The organism is Agromyces humatus (genome assembly GCF_021228295.1).
Taxonomy (GTDB): domain Bacteria; phylum Actinomycetota; class Actinomycetes; order Actinomycetales; family Microbacteriaceae; genus Agromyces; species Agromyces humatus.
Genome location: NZ_JAJQPD010000004.1, coordinates 361,301 through 379,739, shown reverse-complemented (window position 1 = coordinate 379,739; position 18,439 = coordinate 361,301). Strand labels below are relative to the sequence as shown.

Sequence of the window (18,439 nt, the reverse complement as noted above, 5' to 3'; positions counted from 1 at the left end):
GGGGGACCTCCGGGGGGTTCGGCACGACAGTGTGCGCGAGGTAAACGAATGGTATTCGTTTATTATGCAGAAGTGAGCGGGATTCGGGAAGAGGGGATTTCGCGACCCGTAGGCTGACGTCGACGAAGGAGGCGCCGATGCCGAGGCCGAGGACACCGCTGCTGTCGCCCGACCGCATCGCCGATGCCGCGATGCAGCTCGTCGAGGAGGGGCTGCCGTTCGGCGTCAACGCCATCGCGAGACGGCTGGGCGTGACGCCGTCCTCGCTCTACAATCACGTGGCCGGCCGCGACGAGATCGTCGAGCTCATGCGCGGCCGGCTCGGCGAGCGGTACATGTCCGAGGCCGTCGCCGGCACCTGGGACGCGGTCGTCGAGGCGACGCTCCGCGCCGAGCGGCGGATGTACGCGGAGCATCCGTTCCTCATCCCGCTCATCGTCGGCAAGACGATCACCGACCCCACCGTCATCGCGAGCTACGACCGGCTCGCCACTGCACTCGTCGACGGCGGCTTCCCCGAAGACGACGTGCTGGAGATCGTGGCCATCATCGACGCCTTCTCGATCGGCTTCGGCCTCGATCTCGCCTCGCCCGACGAGGTGTGGCGGCCCGAGACCGCGACCGAGACGCTCGGCCGCCTCGTCGAAGCGGGCCCCCGCGGACGGTCGCGCAGCGACCGGGCGTTCGAGTCGGGGCTCGAACTGCTGCTCGACGGCCTGCGCCTTCGCCTGGCACGGTACGTCCTCGACTGAGCCTGCAGCAGCAGACGCGGGCGGATGTCCCTTCCGCGCGGCACGCTCGCGACGATACGGTGATCCCGGGGCGCCCCGACGGCGGGGCGTGCAGATTGGGGAACGCGCAATGGCTGGAATCGAAGACATCATCGCCGACCTGCCGATCGGCGACATCGCCGCGAAGCTCGGCGTCGACGAGGCGACGGCGACGAGCGCCGTGAACGAGGCGCTGCCGGCACTGCTCGCCGGCATGGGCGCGAACGCCACCGACCCCGCGGGCGCGGCATCGCTCGAGAAGGCCGTCGCGCAGCACGATCCGCAACTCGTGCGGGGCGGCGTGAACCTCGGCGATGTCGACGAGGCCGATGGCGAGAAGATCGTGAAGAACGTGTTCGGCGGCAACACCGACCAGGTCGTGAACGCGCTCGACACGAAGTCGGGCGGCGGCATCGGCGGCGTGGTCGTCAAGCTGCTGCCGATCCTCGCACCGATCGTGATGAGCTTCCTTGCGGCGCAGTTCCAGAAGAAGCAGCAGGCGCCCGCGGCGCAGGCCGAGGCTGGCGATGGCGAGGGCGGCGGCGAGGGCGGCGGCATCGGCGACATCCTCGGCGGGCTCCTCGGCGGCGGTGGTGGCGCTCCGAGCGGCGGCGGCGGTGGCCTCGGCGACCTGCTCGGTGGGCTCCTCGGCGGCGGCGGCGGCGCGTCGGGCGGCTCGGGCGGCGGCGGCCTCGGCGACATCCTCGGCGGGCTGCTCGGCGGCGGCAAGCGCTGAGTCCCTGAGCTTGGCGGGTTGAGGAGGCGCGTCAGCGCCGTCTCGAAACCCGAGGTGGTGGCATCCGGGTTTCGAGACGCTGGTCTCGAGACGGCGCTGCGCGCCTCCTCGACCCAACGCCTGCGTCGCTCCTCAACCCACCCTGCGTCGCTCCTCAACCCGCCCCCGAATAGACTGTCGGGGTGCCACTGAACCCCGAGCTGCAGGGGCGGGTCTTCCCGCCCACCGAGCCGTACCTCGTCGGTCGTGAGAAGGTGCGCGAGTTCGCGCGCGCCGTGTTCGCGACGAACCCGATCAACCTCGACCCCGAGGCCGCGCGTGCCGCAGGCTACGACGATGTCGTCGCGCCTCCGACGTTCGCGGTCGTCGTGCAGGAGCACGCGATCGCGCAACTCCTGGCCGACCCCGCCTCCGGCATCGATTTCTCGCGCGTCGTGCACGGCGACCAACGCTTCATCTCGACGCGGCCGATCGTCGCGGGCGACCTGCTCACCGCGACCCTCACCGTGTCGAGCGTGAAGACCCTCGGTCCGCACTCGATCGTCACGGCCCAGTCGGCGATCGCCGACGAGTCCGGCTCGCCCGTCGTCACCGCGATCTCGACGATCGTGATCCGAGGAGAAGACTGATGGCCTCCGCCACCGCCGCCCCCGACTTCGCCACGCTCACCGTGGGTGACGTCGTCGCCGAACGCGAGTTCCCCCTCACCCGCGACTCGCTCGTGCGCTACGCCGGCGCGTCGGGTGACTTCAACCCCATCCACTACCGCGACGACGTCGCCGCTTCGGTGGGCCTGCCCGGCGTGCTCGCGCACGGCATGCTCACCATGGGATTCGCCGTGCAGCCGGTCGTCGACTGGGCGGGCGACCCCGGCCGGGTCGCCGACTACCAGGTGAAGTTCACCCGTCCGGTGGTCGTCGACCCCGAGCAGGGCGCGCTCGTCACGGTCGTCGCGAAGGTCGGCCAGCTCGACGAGTCCGCGGCAGTCGCCCGCATCGACCTCACCGTGAAGCTCGGCGACGACACCGTGCTCGGCAAGGCGCAAGTGCGCGTCGCGCTCGGCTGACATGGGCAGCGACATCCGCTTCGCCGACCTCACGACGCTGCGCGTCGGCGGACCGATCGGGCGGCTCGTCACGGCGACGACGCAGCGCGACCTCGTCGACCTCGCGCGCGAGGCCTGGTCGACGGATGCCCCGTGGCTCGCCCTCGGCGGCGGCTCGAACCTGCTCGTGAGCGACGAGGGCTTCGACGGCACCGTCATCCGCATCGCAACGAAGGGCATCGAGGTGCTGCCCGCTCGTCGGTCGAGTAGCGAAGCGGATCGAGACCCGTCGCAGGGTGATCTCGGCACGCCTCCTTCGTCCGCTGCTCGATCGACGGCGACCGGATCCACCGTTCGCCTCCGGGTGCAGGCCGGCGAGAGCTGGGACGACCTCGTCGCGTGGACCGTCGAGCACGGCTATTCGGGCATCGAGGCGCTGTCGGGCATTCCGGGGTCAGTCGGGGCAGCGCCCGTGCAGAACATCGGCGCCTACGGGCAAGAGCTCGAGGCGACGCTCGTGGCGATCGAGTTCCTCGACGAGGGCGCCGACGTCCCCCGCCGCATGGCCGCCGCCGAGCTCGGACTCGGTTACCGCACCTCGGTGCTGAAGCAGGGCATGCGCGGCATCGTGGTCTCGGTCGAGCTCGACCTGCACGACACGGCCTCCGAACGTGCCGTGCTCGGCGAGGCGCTCGGCCAGCCCATCGCCTACGCGCAGCTCGCCGACGCGCTGCACGTGCAGCAGGGCGACCGGGTGCCCATCGCGAGCGTGCGCGAGACCGTGCTCGCGCTGCGCGCCTCGAAGGGCATGGTGCTCGACCCGGCCGACCCCGACTCGGTGAGCGCCGGCTCATTCTTCACCAACCCGATCGTCGGCGAACACACCGCACGCACCCTGCCGGCCGCGGCACCGCGCTGGTACGTCGAGCCCGAGGCGCCCGACGAGATCACCCCGCTGTCGACGCTCGCCTCGGCCACCCCGCTCGATGCGTTCCTCGAGCTCCAGGCGTCGCTCGAGACATCCGTCATCGAATCGGATGTCGCAGAATCCGAGCCCCTCGTGAAGCTCTCGGCCGCGTGGCTCATCGAGCACTCGGGCATCCGTCGTGGGTTCGCGCTGCCCGGATCGCGCGCCGCGATCTCGTCGAAGCACACCCTCGCGCTGACCAACCGCGGCGACGCCACTGCCGACGAGATCGTACAGCTCGCCCGACTCGTGCAGCAGCGCGTGCAGGGGGAGTTCGGCATCGTGCTGCACCCCGAGCCCGTGCTTGTGGGCCTCGAGCTCTAGCGAACTCAGGAGCCGCGCACGCGGTCAGGCGCGGGCGGGCGGTCAGGCGCGGGCGGTCAGGCGCGGCGGGCGCGCTCGCCCCGGCGGATGAGGCCCACGACGCCGAACAGCGCGAGGATCACCCCGACGGCGATGAGCCCGTAGAGGGCGGCCGCGAGCGGGTTCAGCGTCGTGAGCCATTCGCCGACGGCGAGCCGACGCGCCGGGTCGATGAGCACCCACAGGGTGAACGCGGCGGTGGCGCCGAACAGCAGGCTCCAGACGAGGGCGCCCCAGCGGATCGTGGGACGCGCGACGGTGTCAGCCGGAGCGGGCGCTGTCGCCGGAGCCGGGGCAGGGGCCGGGGGAGGCGCGATCACCGCGGCCTCGGCGGGCGTCTGCCCCGCCGTGACCCACTCGGGCAGCACGGTCGTGGTGCGGTCGGCGTCGGCGACGCTCGAGTCGATGGGCGTCGAGGCGAAGGCGGTCGTGTCGCCGGAGTTCGCCTCGCCGGAGTTCGCCTCGCGGGCGTTCGCGTCGCCCGGGTTCGTGGTGTCGGTCACGGTCATGCTCCTTCGCGGATCTCGATGTGCACGTCGCCGGAGGTCTGATTCAGCACGAGGTGCACGTCGGCACCGCTCTCGGCCCGGTCACTGACGATCGGGTCACCGCCGAGCGTGAGCACCTCGTCGTCCGGGTCGATCTGCACCGGCGAGACCATTCCGTCGGGGGAGACCGAGTACACGCGCACATCCCCGGCATCGGCCGCGAAGAGCACGACGCTCGCGTTCTCGTCGATCGTGATCCAGGTGTTGCCCGTGCCCTGGGTCAGTTCGACGACGGGGGTGTCGCCGTCGCCGGTCGGGAAGGCGTACATGTAGGCGTCGCCGAACGGCTGCACGAGCCGCTGCGAGTGGTCGAGTGAGATGCCGTACCCGGGCGGCACGAGTGCGCCCTGCGGCATGATCGAGGCGCCCGCGGTGGCGGTGAGCATCGCGACGGTGGCGATGATCGCCGTGAAGGCGAGGAACCCGGCGCGGCGACGACGCAGTGCCGCGATCAGCATGCCGACCGCGATGGCGAGCGCGGCGACGGCGAGGGCGATCGGGATCGCGAAGCCCGCGGTGCCGGGTACGCCGAGCGCCCGAAGGGCGGCGATCGCTCCGCCGATGAGCGCGACACCGAGCACGGTCACGACGTAGGCGGCGCTCGTTCGTGGCCGGAGCGCCCGCCGTGCGGCGCGCGCGGCCTCGGCTTGCGCGGTCAGCTCTTGCGCCCGCGCCTTGTTCTCGACGGCGGCGCGAGCGCGGGCCTCGCGATCGGCCTCGGCCTGGCCGGCCTTCCATTCGGCGTGCGAGACGCGCCAGGCCTCGTGCTGGGCGCGCCATTCGGCGATGGCGTCGGCATCAGCCCCGGCTGCGGGCAAGGGCGGTTCGGTGGCCGGGTTCGGCCCAGCGGATGTCGCGGCCGGCGCCGTCGCGGTGTTCGCGGCTCCGGCGGCGAAGGCGAGGGTGGTCGCGGTGGTCGCGGTCGGGGCATCCGGCGCGCCGTATGCGGGGGGAGTCGGGCCGCCCTGCCCGGTCGCAGCGGCCCGGGGGCCCGCCGCGGCGCGCCTCGCCAGCCACACGACGAGCGCGATGATCGCGCCGACGACGATGAGCACCCACAGCACGCGCAGCGGCCAGGTGAGGTTGAAGCCGAAGATGGGGTCGCTGATCGACCATTCGGGCCACCAGCGCCAGCCGAGCCATCCGCCCTGCACGAGCGGGATGAGGCCGATCACGCCCATGACGGCGATGCCGACGATCGCGGGATCGACGATGCCGCGGGTGAGGCGCTCGAGCTGGATCTGGCCCTCGGTGTCGGGCAGCAGCAGCCACGCGATCGCGTAGAGCAGCACGAACGGTGCGCCGAGCACGGCGATCACGACGACGATGCCGCGCACGATGATCGGGTCGATGCCGAGGCGGGCGCCGACGCCGGCGCACACGCCGCCGAGCCAGCCGGCCCGGCGGGGCACCCCGAGACGGCGCAGCCAGGAGTAGAACCCGGGGCCCGAGGCATCCGCCGTCGTGCCGCCCGCGGTCGCACCACCGCCCGTCGATCCGGCGGGGTTCGCAGAAGACGAACCGACCGCCCCCTCGGCCTGCGGGCCGGCGGACGCGGAGTCCCCCTGCGCATCTTCCGGCACTGGGCCTGCCCCGGGGGCGGTCTGGTTCGTCTCCATGTCTCGATGGTGGCAGCGTCGGCTCGGTGCCCGCCATGGGGTGAATCCCTGATTCGACCCTGAGCGTCGGTCGCGACCCGGGGTGGTCGCGGCCGGGTCTGCTTGGATTGCAGGCATGGAGACCAGCGGTGCGGCGCGGGCGGCGGATGCCCCGGGGCCCGACGTGCCCGCCGGCTCAGGCGTGCCCGCGGCCGGTGCCGGCAGCACGGCATCAGCCGACGGCACGGCCGAGGCGGCTCCGACCCTTCCCTCCGAACGCCGGATGACCCGGCCCCGGGCCTGCGTGGCCACCGGCGTGTCGGCGGGCCTCGCCGAGCACCTCGGCTGGCCGGTGTGGATCGTGCGCACCGCGTTCATCGTCGCGAGCCTCGCCGCCGGCGCGGGGCTGCTGCTCTACCTCTGGCTGTGGGCGTTGACGCCGTGGGCGCCGGGCGACGAGCGGCCGAGCCGCAGCGCACCGGTCGCGTGGATCCTGATCGCGGCGTCGACCGTCTGCCTCGTTCCGGTGTGGCTGACACAGGCCTCGGGTCCTGGGTACGTCGCCGCCGTCGGCACCTGGTTCGGCCCGACCCTGGCCGGCATCGGTGCGGCCGTCGCGGCCGGTGCGTGGGCGACGTTCATCGACCGGGCCGAGTCGATCCGGGGGCCGCGCCACGAGCTGACGATCCGCATCGCCGCGACGGCGATGCTCTCGGTCACCGTGCTCGTCTTCGTGGTCGTGCTCGGCCAGTCCACGACCACGACGAAGACGTTCGGCGCCGCATTCACCGCGCTCGCCGCCCTTGTGGGCATCGCGCTCGTCTTCGCACCGACGCTCATCGCGCAGTGGCGCGACCTCACGGCCGAGCGCACCCGGCGCATCCGTGAGGAGGAGCGCAGCGAGATCGCCGCGCACCTGCACGACTCGGTGCTGCAGACCCTCGCCCTCATCCAGAACCGGGCGGGCGCCACGAGCGAGGTCGCCCGCATCGCCCGCGCACAGGAGCGCGAGCTGCGCGACTGGCTCTTCGCGGGTGATGCGCCCCTCGACAGCAACCTCGCGACCGACCTGCGCGACTACGGCGGCGCCCTCGAGATCGACTACCCCGTCACGTTCGACGTGGTCGTGGTCGGGGAGTCGCGCGAGCGGGCGAGCGGCGAACTCGCGGCGGCCGCCCGTGAGGCCATGCTGAACGCGGCGAGGCACGCCGGGGGAGAGGTGTCGGTGTACGTGGAGTCGAGCCCTGAGTCGGTCGAGGTGTTCGTGCGCGACCGCGGCCCGGGGTTCGCGCTCGCCGACGTGCCGGGCGACCGGCTCGGCGTGCGCCAGTCGATCATCGGTCGCATGCGCCGGGTCGGCGGTTCGGGTGAGGTGCGGCCGGGCGCCGGCGGAGTCGGCACCGAGGTGCGGCTGCGCTACCCCGCCGAACGCGTGGGATCGGAGAACGGCCGTGGCTGAGGCATCCGATCGCGCACTCGAGGCGCGCCCGACCGTGCGCGTCGTGGTGGTCGACGACCACTCGATCTTCCGATCGGGCCTGAAGGCCGACCTCGCCGATTCGATCGAGGTGGTCGGCGAGGCGCACGACGTCGAATCCGCGGTGCGAGTGGTGACGGATGTCGCTCCCGACGTCGTGCTGCTCGACGTGCACCTGCCGGGGCTCGCCGTGCCTGCCGGCACCACAGGCGGGGCCGAGGTGATCCGGCGCGCGGCGCCGAGCGTGCCGGGCACCCGCTTCCTGGCCCTGAGCGTCTCGGACAAGGCCGAAGACGTGGTCGGGGTCATCCGTGCCGGGGCGCGCGGGTACATCACCAAAGGCTCATCGGGGGCCGATGTGAGCCGCGCGGTGCACGCGGTCGCGGGCGGAGACGCCGTGTTCTCGCCGAAGCTCGCGGGGTTCGTGCTCGACGCGTTCGGGGCGGCGGTCGGCGAGACCGCCGCCGCGAGCGACGAACTCGATCGGCTGTCGGCGCGCGAGCAGGAGGTCATGCGCCTCATCGCGCGCGGCTACGCCTACAAAGAAGTGGCGGCCGAGCTCTTCATCTCGACCAAGACGGTCGAGACGCATGTGTCGGCCGTGCTGCGCAAGCTGCAGCTCTCGAGCCGGCACGAACTCACGGCGTGGGCGAATGCGCGTCGGTTGCTGTAGGTCGGTGGCTTGAGGAGTCAGGGTCCGACGCGCGCCGTCGCGAATGCGGCGTCGTCGAACACCACGTCATAGGTGCGCCCGGCATTCACCTCACCGATCTGGAACTGGCCGACAGGTGATGTCGAGAGGCTCGTCGTCGTGGACAGCGCGGACACGCCGTCCACCCACACCTCGAGCAGCCCTGTCGTCGTCGTGTGCAACTCGAGCGCGTGCCAGCCCGACCCCGCGGGGATCGTCGCGCTCGTCGCAATCGCGGTGCCCGCCGCCTCGTTGCGATACGCGAGGGCACCCGCCGGCGTGGCATAGAGATACCCGAGTGAGGTGCCGTCGATGGCGCGGAAGCGCAGGATGTTGACCTGGCTCTGGGTGCTGATCGGTTTGTACCACACTCGCGCGTACCCGTCGGCGTAGGTTGCGGGAAGGGTCTTCTTTGCATAGGTGGCGCCGTTGGTCGTCGTCGCGCGGGCCGCGTATGCCCCGTTGTGTGTCTCTTCGGTTTGCACAGTGAGCCCCGACCGCGTCGTCCAGGCCGACAGGGTACCCGTTTCGAACCCATCGCTGAAGATCACGGGGATCGAGGACGGAACCGTCGTCGTGACAGACTCGCTCGGCGCGGACTGGTTGCCCGCGCCATCCGTCGCGCTCACCGAGTAGGTGTACGTTGCGCCCGCTGTGACCGCCGCATCCGTGAATTGGGCGCCGCCGGTGGTCGTGAGCGGTGCGCCGTCGCGAGTGACCATGTAGTCGTCGATGCCGCTCGGGTCGGTCGCCGGCTGCCAGACGAGTTGCACCGTGCCGGGTCCCGGAGAGGCCGCGAGTCCGAGCGGCGCCGCCGGTGCCGTGGTGTCGACCTGCCACGACGCGGTCGCGGGTGTCGGATCGGTGCCGGCTGTCGTCGTGGCTGCGACCGCGACACTGTGCACGCCCTCGGCGAGCGACTCGAGCGTGAGCGGACTGGTGCACGGCACAGCGGCCTCACCGTCGACAGCGCAGGTGAACGTGGCGGGGTTCGACGTCGAGTGGAAGTCGATCGTCGCGGTCGTCGCTGTCGTCGCGGCGGGCGGCGCGGAATCGATGACGGTTTGGGGGGCTGTGGCGTTGAGATCGTACGTCTGCACATCGAACGTCTGACCGGTCGAGTCGGTCGGCTCTACCGTGATCGTCGACCCTGCCACCGTCACCTCGAGGAAGTGGAACACCTGCGCCTTGCTCGTCGGCACCGTCGCCGCACCACACGCGTATCCCTTGGCCTTGGAATTCGACCAGCCGATGGCATACGCGTTGATTGCGCTGCACGGACCGACGGGCCCGACCTTGGCGCCGCCGCCGCCCGTGACGTAGGTGACCGGCATCCCCGATGCACTGCGGAGATTGCGCTGGTAGTTATGGGCATGGCCGTTGAAGACGAAGTCGACTCCGTGGCTGCCGAGCAGCCCTTCGAGGCTGTTCGGGCCCTGAAGGTACGTGTCGGAGGCCTCCGTCGCGCTGTCGGAGTAGAACGGGTAATGCGAGAACGCGAACTTCACCGCTCTCGGATGTGTCTCGAGATCCTGCTTGAGCCACTCGTACTCGGGCGCGCCGGGCACGAAGTGCGCCGCGTAGTCGTTCGCGTACACGTTGGCCGTTCCCCTGTTGGTGTTACCCCAGGCAGAAGTGAGGATGTAGAAGCGGGCGGGCCCGGCGTCGAAGGCATACCACGCGCTGCCGTAGTTCGCCGAGAACGTCCCGTTGACGCAGCAGTAGACCTCGTTCTGGTACCGCCCGCCGGACTCGGCGACCACGACATCCTGAGTCCACGTCTTGATCTCCGTCGTCCCGCTCAACCCGTGGTTGCCGGGGGTCGTGAAGAGCGGAACGGTCGGCCCGGCGAGCGTCCAGAAGTCGGGTCCGAAGATCGCGCTCGTGTTGCCGCCGGTCTGCTGGAGATCGCCGTAGTTCGTCTGACTGCCCGACGGATATCCGTTGTCGCCGGTCGTCACGGCGAACCGCACCCCCGCCTCCGCGATCCCGGACATGACACCGGTCTGCTCGGCGTTCACGCCCGAGGCATCCACCAGCCCCCAGTCGCCGAAGACGGCGAAACTGAACGGGTCGGTCGACCCGGCCGGCACCTGTGTCGTGAATGTTGGCGATGCGGCGGTGCCGAGCAGGTCGGTCGTCGCCAAGTAGGGGCGGTAGCAGTAGGTGCCGGTCGCCGGGAGGTTGAGCGGGACCTTCCACTGATACCGCCCGAGCTTGCCGATCGTCACGGAAACGCGGCTCGCCGTCGCGGTCGAGGTGAGCTGGCAGGCGCCGTCCGAGACGGGCCCCCACCTGAGGGTGCCCACGGTGGCGGACTTGTCAGTAGCCCAGTTGATGTTGACGTGGAGACCGGTCAGGTCGGTCAGGTACGGCGCCCGGGCCAGCGCAGTGGAGTAGTCCGCAGCATAGGCGGGTATCGCCGCGAGCGCTGGCGCGAGCATGCTCATGACTGCGACGGTCGAGACGATCGCGACCCTGGCAAGGCGGTGCCGAACCCTGCCGCTGCCCGCTTCTGCCATGGTGTGCCGCCCCGATGCACCCGCGCCGTTCACTGGCCAGGAGCTCTCGCCGATGAAAGCCCCAAGCTACCGGTCGCTGCTCGCGCTGACATCACCAATTCTGGTTATCTGCTTCGGGGAAGCGTCACGGGCGCATACTCCTCTCCCAAGAGCAGTTCGCCGAGCACGTCGAGCGATTGCGTGCCGTAGGTTTCGGACGGCTCGACGTGGCTGTTCTCACTGAACTCGTTCCAGCTGATGAGCCCGAGCAGATCGGGATCCGAGGCCACGGCCGCCGCGTACTCGGCGCGGAGCGTCGAGCCGTCGAGGCGATGGACGACGCGCGTGCCGCCCACGAGGCGCGCGTCGAATCCCGGCGCGAAGGGGGCGAGCCAGTACTTGCCGTCGGCGTGCACCGCCTCGCCCATGGCGCGCAACTTTGCCGCGTACCTGGTGTTCGTTGCCGGATTCACCGACGACCAGTAGTACGCGTTGCCATCGGTTGATGACGCGATCCGCTCATACCCCTCGACGTTCTTCTCGGTCGAGAGCACGAGTAGGTCGGAGCGCACGGCATCCGTGATGTGGGCGACATCGGTGGCGCTGAACTTCCAGGTACCGCTGAAGATCGTGAGCGGCTTACCGTCGAGGCGATGGAAGACGGCGTCCGGGGCGAAGTCCCGTGCGAACGCCTCGAAGTCGGCACGCACGCGTTCAACCGGAAGCGGATCGCGCGTGAAGTCGAGCCCTTGGTAGATCATCGCGAGCGTGAAGTCTTCGTCCCGGGCCACGTCCATGAGCCGGTGCAGGCGGCGATTGTTGGTCGTGGTGCTCTTCCAGCTGACGATGAATCCGCTGATCCCCGCCTGTTTCGCCCAGCGAATGTGCTGGCGAAGCACCCTCGGGTCGCCGCTCGAATAGCGGCCGAGCCACGGGTAGTCGATCTTCGCGCGATTCCAGGAGTTCTTCGAGAACCACAGGTAGTAGTAGGCGAGCACTGTGGGTCCGGACGCCGTGAGTGCGGGTGCCATGCGTACGGATGCCGCGACCGGGGGTGCTGCGAGCGACCGGGCGGTCGTGGACTGGGGTGACATCCCGAGTGTGCAGCAGAGCAACGTCGCGACGAGGATCCCCACCCATCGCCACTTCGGTCTCGGGATCCACCGTGACTTCGGAGTCCGTGGTGGGGCTCCGAGTCCTCGGTGGTATTCCGGGTCCTCCGTCGTATCCGAGCCCTCGACGGATTCCGAGTCGATCCCGGGGTAGCTCGCAAGCCGCCGCGTGCGATGGCGCAGCATCAGCCGACCGGCGGCGAGCAATCCGACAGCCGCAAGCATCGAGATCGCCGCCACGGCGAACAGGTCGAGGGGGGTGATGACCATGAGGGTGACCGCCTTGTCCTTCGACAGGTGGACGATCTGCGGCGCGACGACGCCGGACGCGCCCTGCACCTCGATCTCGTAGGCGCCTCGAGGGAGGCCGCTCAGTTCCGCGACGCGGTCGGGGCCGAACGTGATCCTCGTCCGCACTCCGTCCGGCCGTGTGACCACGATGCCGTCGCCCTCGCGTCGGTCGAACAGTGCATCGGTGGCGGACACCTGCATTCGGAAGAGTGGAACGGTGAGCTGCACGTGCGGCGAGGCAGCGGGGTCGATGCGCTGCGCACCCGCCGTCACGGCTCCGGTGCCGTCGACGAGGATGGAGTCGACCGAGTAGGTGACGGAATCGCGCACGAGCCGCCCCGAGCGGTACACCGGTCGCCATCCGTCGAGCCACGTCTCCTCGCCCGCGGTGACGACGACCCGGCGGCCCGCCGAGTCGCGCAGCGATACATCACCGAGCCGAGCCGCATCGAGGGGTGCGCCGCGATCGTCGGTGACGTCGATCGTCACCGGGTATAGCGTCGCGAACGCGGCAGTCACCGTGTAGTCCGCTCGCATCGGAAGCCCGGTCACGGTGGGGCTGAACGCCTGGTGGGAGTCGCGTTGGCCGACCCAGCGTACGAAGCGGTCACGCGCCGACACCGAGGCGATCTCAGTGTCGACGAGCTCGAGCGTGTGAGCGTCGAAGTCATGGGGTCGCGCGAACACGGCCTGCCCTGTTGCATCCGTCGTCACGGTGACACCGTCGAGCTCGACGCGCACTCCGGACAAGACGGGGACGGTCTGCACGGTGAGCGTGACGATCCACGGTGGACGGGCAGCGGCCGCCGGCCCGGCAGACGTGAGAAGCGCCACGAGTGCGGTGAGAACGATGGCGATGGCGCCGGCGAGGCGCCTCGTGGCGGAGCGTCTCATGGCGGCCGCTCCGACGAGGGGAGCGTCGCGGGCGCCGCCGAACCGCGCCGCCCCCGGCGCACCCGACGGCTCAGGTACGCGATACCGATCACCGCGAGACCGGCGATCGCGGCGGCCCCGTACAGCCGCGTCACGGGCTCCGTCCGGACTGCGGACGACGGGGTCGATTCAGGGGCCGGAGCGATGATCGTGGCCTCGCGCGCCGGCGCCGAGAAGTCGAAGGCGGACTCGAGTCCGATCGAGCCGGCGTCCCGAGCCGAAAGCGGTTCGAGCCCCCAGTTGCGCTCGACGAACGCGAGGCCCGCGGTGCTGTCGAGTGGAGTGCTGTCCACGACTCCGGAGCGCACATGCGCACCGACGAGCAGTGCCGGAACACGGAATCCGAGGAGCCCCCCGTCCGCAGCCGTAGGTGGCGGGACGTGGTCGTACCAGCCGCCGGGTGCGTCGTACGTGATGAGCATCGCGGAACTCGTCCAATAGCGGCTCGCGGCGAGCGCATCGACCATACCGCCCAACAGGCGCTGGCCGGCCGGGATCGACGCCGGCGATCTCTCACCCGAACGCGAGGCCGCGACGAAGGAAACCGCGGGCAATGTGCCCGTCGCGAGGTCTGAGCGGTATTCCGCCAGGTCGACGATATGCGAGGCGAACGCCGGATCCGTCACGAATCGCTCCTGCTCGAGCAGTGGCACTCGAACGGTCTGGGTCGCCGGCATCGATCCGCGCCGCGCCTGGAACGTCTCGGCCGGGTCGTAATCCTGCACGTAGAACTTCCACGAGACGCCTGCGCTGTCGAGCCGGTCGAAGATCGTCGGTTGATCGATCGGCGCGGCCGTGGTGTCGTTCGTTGCGACCTGCCTCGGTGGCGCCGCGGCGACCCAGAACGAACGGTTCGTGCGCGCGCCGTCCTGCGAGGAGGCGAAGAACCGATCGAAGAGCACGTATTCCTCGGCGAGGCGCCATGACACGGGAAGGTCGCGGCGGTCGAAGTAGCCCATGGGCGCGCGACGGTCGAGACCGGCCCCTTCGAATGCGGCGGCGAAGCCGTCCATGGCGCCATCGTTGTATTGGGCATGCTCGATCCCGCCGATGTCCCTGAGCGGCGCCGGGTGAGTGCCGTGAAGCGCGAAGGGTTGCACGCAGTCGGCCGACGCGACCGGCTGGCACGCGTCTGCGGGGATTCCGTCGGCGCCCTCGTACGTGCCGAAGTAGTGATCGAACGTCGCGCCGCCCTGCATGACGGAGATGAAGTGCTCGACTGGTGTAGCGGGCCGCGGTGACGATTCGGATGCCGCTGCTCCCGTGCCGCCGAGCACCACGCCGAACGCCGCCGAGGCCGCAGCTGCGACGAGGACGATGGCGCGCAGGCGTGCGTTCACGGGTCTGGCCAGACCGCGTAGATGACGATGACCGGCTCCTTCGTGCCCGAACCCACGATGCCGGAGTAGACGGGGACGCCGTTGTACTTGTCGACGAGGCTGCGCAGCTTCGCTGAAAACGATGGCGACCGCCCTGCCGAATACGAGTCCCACACCAGGTATTGCAGCTCGCCGCGCCGGAGCGCGCGATCGGGGTTGCGCACCGGCGTGTAGGTGGGGTTGCGCACTTCGGGATTCGGGCTCACCGACAGGCCGTAGACCTTGCGGTGCCCGTAGTACTGCAGGATGTTGGCCATCGAGGGGCCGATGGTGAGCAGGTGCGCGTTCGCCGGTACCTCCTCGGCCACCCACTGACCGGCCTCGCGCCCGCCTGGCACGCCACCGGTGCCGGCGAGGAACGAACCCGTCGACGACGGGCTGATCTGCTGAGCGGTCGGGATGGCGAGCGAGACGGCCAGGATGGTGGCGACCGCGATGACGGCGGCCCGGGCAGCGCGGCGGCGCCCCTGGAGCGCGCGGAGTGTCACGAGTCGCGACACGGTGCGCCCGGCGAGCACGGCGACGACGGGGGCGATGGGCAGCAGGTACTGGTATCCGCGTACCGGCCAGATCGTGAAGAACACGATCGGGAAGCCCGCCCAGCACAGCAGCAAGCGCTCCCGCCACGTGGATTCCCGTCGCAGCCACACGAGTCCGACGATCGCTGCGGCGAGCACGAGGATGCCGACCGCCCACGGCACGACGGAGGCGTAGAAGGTCATCGGATGGTTCTCCGGCCGGAAGAGCTGGTAGACGAGGTAGTTCGAACCTGCCGTGGCCTTGCCTGCGAGTGCCTGTGAGAGCGGGTGGACGGCAGCGAGCACGGCGAACGGCACGAGCCCGGCGACGACGTGGCGAAGGCGCACGGTGACCCACGGGGTCAGCGCGAAGAACGCGAAAAGCCCACCCAGAACGACGACCGCGGTCTCCTTGGCGAGGAACGCGAGTCCCATGGCCGACCCGGCCGCGAACATCCACGCCGCGCGTCCCGATTCGGCATAACGCACGATGCAACTCAGCGCCACGGTCACGAAGAGGGTCATCAAGCCGTCGAGCAGCACCTGCCGGCTGACGACCACGTGATACGGCATCACGGCGAGGAAGAGGCCGGCGATGAGTCCGGCGCCGTGCCCGTAGAGCCGGCGTCCGAGCGCGAAGGTGACGAGTACGGCCGCGATCCCGACAACGGCTGCCACGGCCCTGGCCACCCAATCGGAATCGGCCCCGAGCGTCTGCTCGACCCCGGCGACGAGGGTCTGGAACAAGACGGGGTGGGCGCGGAAGACCGGGAAGAACTGCTCCAGGCTCCGGTCGCCGGCGAGCGACGCAGCGGTTCCCGCGTACACCGCCTCGTCGCTGTTGAACCCGACCGCGTCGAGGCCGACGAATCGCACTGCACCGGCCACGGCGACGAGCAATGCGACCGGCCAGGCCACGCTGAGCATCTGCCGAGCGCGCTGCCGTGCGGGTCGCGGCGCCGAGTCCGGTGCGCGGAGCACCGCCTCCAGGGCATCAGTCGCGGCGGACACGGTCGGGGTTCCTCGTCGACGTCACGAAGTGAGCGCGGCCGCCCGCGCGGCATCCGGCACGTGTGGCGCCGCCTTCGCCCGCTTCGCGGCCGCCCGCTCGGAGGCGAGCAACTCGGGAATGTCGTCGGCCCACCCGAAGTGGGGTGACGAGAGGGTCCTGTGATGCATGACGCCGAGCGCGCTCGTGAGGATCTCGCGTTCCCGGGCCCGCATCACCTGATGGTCGACCTCGCCGATGACGATCGACGGGGCGAGCTGGCGGAACGGTGGGAACTGGTAGGCATCCTCGGTGTTGGCGAGGAGCGTGTCCACGGTCTCCTCGAGCGCGAGGTCGTGCTGTTCCTCTGGACCTCGCTCGATGATGAAGAGCTCGCTCACCTTCGTGCTCGCGATGATATTGCAGGACAGAAGCCGGTCGATTGCGAACTTCGGCGGGGGCACCACGCGTTGCACCATGGCGTTGACCCCCATGATCGGAATGTTCATCTTGGCGAGCAGCAGGGCGAATTCCCTCCCCTCCTTCGAGTGCAGACGGCTCTGCAACCTCAGGTGACGCCACTCGCTCTTCGTGAGTTCGTTCGACGCAACGGCACGCAGGGTGTGCCGGCTGATCGTGAGTGGCTTCGGGAAGCACTCGACGCTCCCGTCGGCGTGGAGGATCGTCATGTCGTCGGAGAGGAATCTCGCGCCGCGCTCGCGGACCATGCGCAGGACCGTGCCCGTCTTGCCCGTGTCGGTGCGGGCGGAGATCAGGATCCCGGTGCCCTGGAGCTCGAGGCAGGCGGAGTGCAGCAGCATCGATCCCTTCGACACCGCCTCGAATCGCAGGAGTGCCTCGATGACGTTCGTGTATACGACATGGGGCGAGTGCGCGAGGCTCGGCGACACGACCACCTCGATGAGGTCGCCGATCTCCACTCGGAAGTTGGCGCTGAGACTTCCCAAGTGTTCGGTGTAGCCCATCCCCGGGGGGCTCGCCAGTTGCGTGGCCGTCGCGTGCAGCCGGGGGGTGCGTGCGCCGAGGTGGCCGATGCGAACCTGGATCTCAGTGTCATTGCCCAGCCACTGTGCGCGGAAGTATTCGAGTTCGGGCAACTCGACCTGCGAGCCGATCGTGACAACGCTCGGGATGGCGTAGCGGTAGGGCAGGTGCCTCGACCGGTCGGGCGTCGGCGACAGACTCGGTGTCGCGGGGGTTGGCGAGGTGGCGGCGGGATTCGGAAGGTTGACGACGATGCGAATCGGTTCTGCCACGTACTCGTGGGATGAATCGTCGTGGGGAACCTTCGCTCCGTACACGGTTGAATCGGTCACGAAGAAGCGCAGCGCGAACGTGACCAGCAGCGTGACGAGATTGGCCCACAGGACGGCCATGCCCGCGACGTTGACGAGGAGCGCGAGCAATGGCAACCGAATGGCGAGGCCGATGTGGTTGATCAGGAAGAATCTCGCCCCGCGCGACAGGCCGGATCCGGGCTTGTCGCCGTGATAGACGAGCGTCTCGGTCAGCAGGAACAGCCACAACGTCGATGCCTCGGTTGCGATAATGGCGCCGACCAGATAATTGATCTCGAAATGACCGATGCTGAAGTACCAGAGCACGGCCGTGTTGACGAGGATTCCCGAGAGGCCGACCAGGCCGAAGAGCAGCCCGCGCACGAGGACGTTCGCCCGTCTGCCGCCGCCCGTGTGTTCGGTGAACCCACGGAAGCGGAGCCGGAGCAGGTTGCCGAGGAACGTGGTTCCCTCGGTCAGGGAGGCCTTGCTCGTGCCGGCGTTGCGTTCCGCCATCGTGAACGGCACCTCCGCTATGCGGAGGTCGGGCGTACGCACGAGGAGCTCCATCAGGATCTTGAAGCCCCGAGGCCGCAATTCGTCGAGGTCGAGGGCGTCGATGCGTACGGCGAAGAACCCGCTCATGGGATCGCTCGCCGGCCCGAGGCTGCGAGGGAAGATGAGCTTCGCCGTGCGGTTCGACACCTGCGAGACGACGCGGCGCGATCGCGAGCCGAGGCCGGAGGCGTCGCCCGAGCCCACGCGACGCGTCGCCATGACGAGATCGATGCCCCTCGAGATCCCGACCTCGGCGAGTGGCACGGCGAGCTCGGGCGGATGCTGGAGGTCGCCGTCCATGATGACCGCCCAGCATCCGCGCGCAACGCGCAATCCGGTGAGAACTGCGCCGCCGAGGCCGCCGACCCGCTCTCCGGCGGCGCGGTGCACGATGCGGATGGGGACGTCGCCGTCGCGCGCGTACTCGGCGACCCGCTCGGGCGTCGCGTCGTCGCTGTCGTCGACGAAGAGTACTTCGAAGGACGACGCCGTTCGTGATCGGCCGATGCGCTCGAGCAGGGGCGCGATGTTGCCGGCCTCGTTGCGGGTCGGGACGATGACCGTCACGAGGGGTTCGCGCCCATCGGCCGCCGAGAACCGCTTCGTCTGTGCGGCGGAGATCATGTCATTCATATTCAGCCCCCGGGTGTCGCTGAATCGATGGGG

The 18,439-nt window shown here is 69.9% G+C and carries 14 protein-coding genes; 7 read left to right on the top strand and 7 right to left on the bottom strand.

Features of this window, described 5'->3' with window-relative positions:
• Positions 1-137 precede the first annotated feature (137 nt).
• The 5 genes from LSF15_RS09320 to LSF15_RS09300 all read left to right on the top strand — a co-directional run bounded on the left by LSF15_RS09320 (position 138) and on the right by LSF15_RS09300 (position 3,842).
• The gene (locus tag LSF15_RS09320; protein WP_232498243.1) at positions 138-752 is read left to right on the top strand and encodes a TetR/AcrR family transcriptional regulator; all 615 of its coding nucleotides are present in this window, start codon (positions 138-140) and stop codon (positions 750-752) included.
• A 109-nt stretch (positions 753-861) separates the two neighbouring features.
• Positions 862-1,506 carry a DUF937 domain-containing protein gene (locus tag LSF15_RS09315; protein WP_232498242.1) on the top strand — a complete coding sequence of 215 codons (645 nt, stop codon included), beginning with the start codon at positions 862-864 and terminating at the stop codon, positions 1,504-1,506.
• 182 nt (positions 1,507-1,688) lie between these two features.
• Complete coding sequence (locus LSF15_RS09310) at positions 1,689-2,135, top strand: FAS1-like dehydratase domain-containing protein (RefSeq protein ID WP_232498241.1); 447 nt, start codon at positions 1,689-1,691, stop codon at positions 2,133-2,135.
• Positions 2,135-2,572, top strand: coding sequence for a MaoC family dehydratase (locus tag LSF15_RS09305; RefSeq protein WP_232498240.1), 438 nt, complete (start codon positions 2,135-2,137; stop codon positions 2,570-2,572). Before LSF15_RS09310 ends, LSF15_RS09305 begins: the two co-directional genes overlap by 1 nt.
• 1 nt (position 2,573) lies before the next feature.
• Positions 2,574-3,842 carry a UDP-N-acetylmuramate dehydrogenase gene (locus tag LSF15_RS09300; protein ID WP_232498239.1) on the top strand — a complete coding sequence of 423 codons (1,269 nt, stop codon included), beginning with the start codon at positions 2,574-2,576 and terminating at the stop codon, positions 3,840-3,842.
• A 56-nt stretch (positions 3,843-3,898) separates the two neighbouring features.
• Here the strand turns inward: LSF15_RS09300 and LSF15_RS09295 are convergent, their stop codons facing one another.
• Entirely contained in the window at positions 3,899-4,384 is a 486-nt protein-coding gene (locus LSF15_RS09295) for a tetraspanin family protein (RefSeq protein WP_232498238.1), read from the bottom strand.
• A 2-nt stretch (positions 4,385-4,386) separates the two neighbouring features.
• Positions 4,387-6,048, bottom strand: coding sequence for a PspC domain-containing protein (locus LSF15_RS09290; protein WP_232498237.1), 1,662 nt, complete (start codon positions 6,046-6,048; stop codon positions 4,387-4,389).
• Between the two features lie 115 nt (positions 6,049-6,163).
• On the opposite strand from LSF15_RS09290, the gene LSF15_RS09285 reads away from it, so the two are divergent.
• The gene (locus tag LSF15_RS09285; RefSeq protein WP_232498236.1) at positions 6,164-7,486 is read left to right on the top strand and encodes an ATP-binding protein; all 1,323 of its coding nucleotides are present in this window, start codon (positions 6,164-6,166) and stop codon (positions 7,484-7,486) included.
• Positions 7,479-8,177, top strand: a complete 699-nt coding sequence (locus tag LSF15_RS09280; RefSeq protein WP_232498235.1) for a LuxR C-terminal-related transcriptional regulator — start codon at positions 7,479-7,481, stop codon at positions 8,175-8,177. Before LSF15_RS09285 ends, LSF15_RS09280 begins: the two co-directional genes overlap by 8 nt.
• 17 nt (positions 8,178-8,194) lie before the next feature.
• On the opposite strand, the gene LSF15_RS09275 is transcribed toward LSF15_RS09280, so the two are convergent.
• The 5 genes from LSF15_RS09275 to LSF15_RS09255 all read right to left on the bottom strand — a co-directional run bounded on the left by LSF15_RS09275 (position 8,195) and on the right by LSF15_RS09255 (position 18,397).
• Positions 8,195-10,645 carry a metallophosphoesterase gene (locus LSF15_RS09275; RefSeq protein ID WP_232498234.1) on the bottom strand — a complete coding sequence of 817 codons (2,451 nt, stop codon included), beginning with the start codon at positions 10,643-10,645 and terminating at the stop codon, positions 8,195-8,197.
• A 176-nt stretch (positions 10,646-10,821) separates the two neighbouring features.
• Complete coding sequence (locus tag LSF15_RS09270; RefSeq protein WP_232498233.1) at positions 10,822-12,993, bottom strand: endo-1,3-alpha-glucanase family glycosylhydrolase; 2,172 nt, start codon at positions 12,991-12,993, stop codon at positions 10,822-10,824.
• Positions 12,990-14,372 (bottom strand): alkaline phosphatase family protein, encoded by a 1,383-nt coding sequence (locus LSF15_RS09265; protein WP_232498232.1) that lies wholly within the window; start codon positions 14,370-14,372, stop codon positions 12,990-12,992. Before LSF15_RS09265 ends, LSF15_RS09270 begins: the two co-directional genes overlap by 4 nt.
• On the bottom strand, positions 14,369-15,940 hold the full coding sequence (locus tag LSF15_RS09260) for an ArnT family glycosyltransferase (protein ID WP_232498231.1): 1,572 nt from the start codon (positions 15,938-15,940) through the stop codon (positions 14,369-14,371). Before LSF15_RS09260 ends, LSF15_RS09265 begins: the two co-directional genes overlap by 4 nt.
• Positions 15,941-15,961: 21 nt before the next feature.
• Positions 15,962-18,397: a glycosyltransferase gene (locus LSF15_RS09255; RefSeq protein ID WP_232498230.1), complete on the bottom strand. Its 2,436-nt coding sequence runs from the start codon at positions 18,395-18,397 to the stop codon at positions 15,962-15,964.
• Positions 18,398-18,439 lie beyond the last annotated feature (42 nt).

Bases quoted from the DNA above. Each gene is read 5' to 3' on its own strand.
- LSF15_RS09320 (WP_232498243.1), top strand. From the start codon at position 138: ATGCCGAGGCCGAGGACACCGCTGCTGTCGCCCGACCGCATCGCCGAT.
- LSF15_RS09315 (WP_232498242.1), top strand. From the start codon at position 862: ATGGCTGGAATCGAAGACATCATCGCCGACCTGCCGATCGGCGACATC.
- LSF15_RS09305 (WP_232498240.1), top strand. From the start codon at position 2,135: ATGGCCTCCGCCACCGCCGCCCCCGACTTCGCCACGCTCACCGTGGGT.
- LSF15_RS09300 (WP_232498239.1), top strand. From the start codon at position 2,574: ATGGGCAGCGACATCCGCTTCGCCGACCTCACGACGCTGCGCGTCGGC.
- LSF15_RS09290 (WP_232498237.1), bottom strand. From the start codon at position 6,048: ATGGAGACGAACCAGACCGCCCCCGGGGCAGGCCCAGTGCCGGAAGAT.
- LSF15_RS09285 (WP_232498236.1), top strand. From the start codon at position 6,164: ATGGAGACCAGCGGTGCGGCGCGGGCGGCGGATGCCCCGGGGCCCGAC.
- LSF15_RS09275 (WP_232498234.1), bottom strand. From the start codon at position 10,645: ATGAGCATGCTCGCGCCAGCGCTCGCGGCGATACCCGCCTATGCTGCG.
- LSF15_RS09270 (WP_232498233.1), bottom strand. From the start codon at position 12,993: ATGAGACGCTCCGCCACGAGGCGCCTCGCCGGCGCCATCGCCATCGTT.
- LSF15_RS09255 (WP_232498230.1), bottom strand. From the start codon at position 18,397: ATGATCTCCGCCGCACAGACGAAGCGGTTCTCGGCGGCCGATGGGCGC.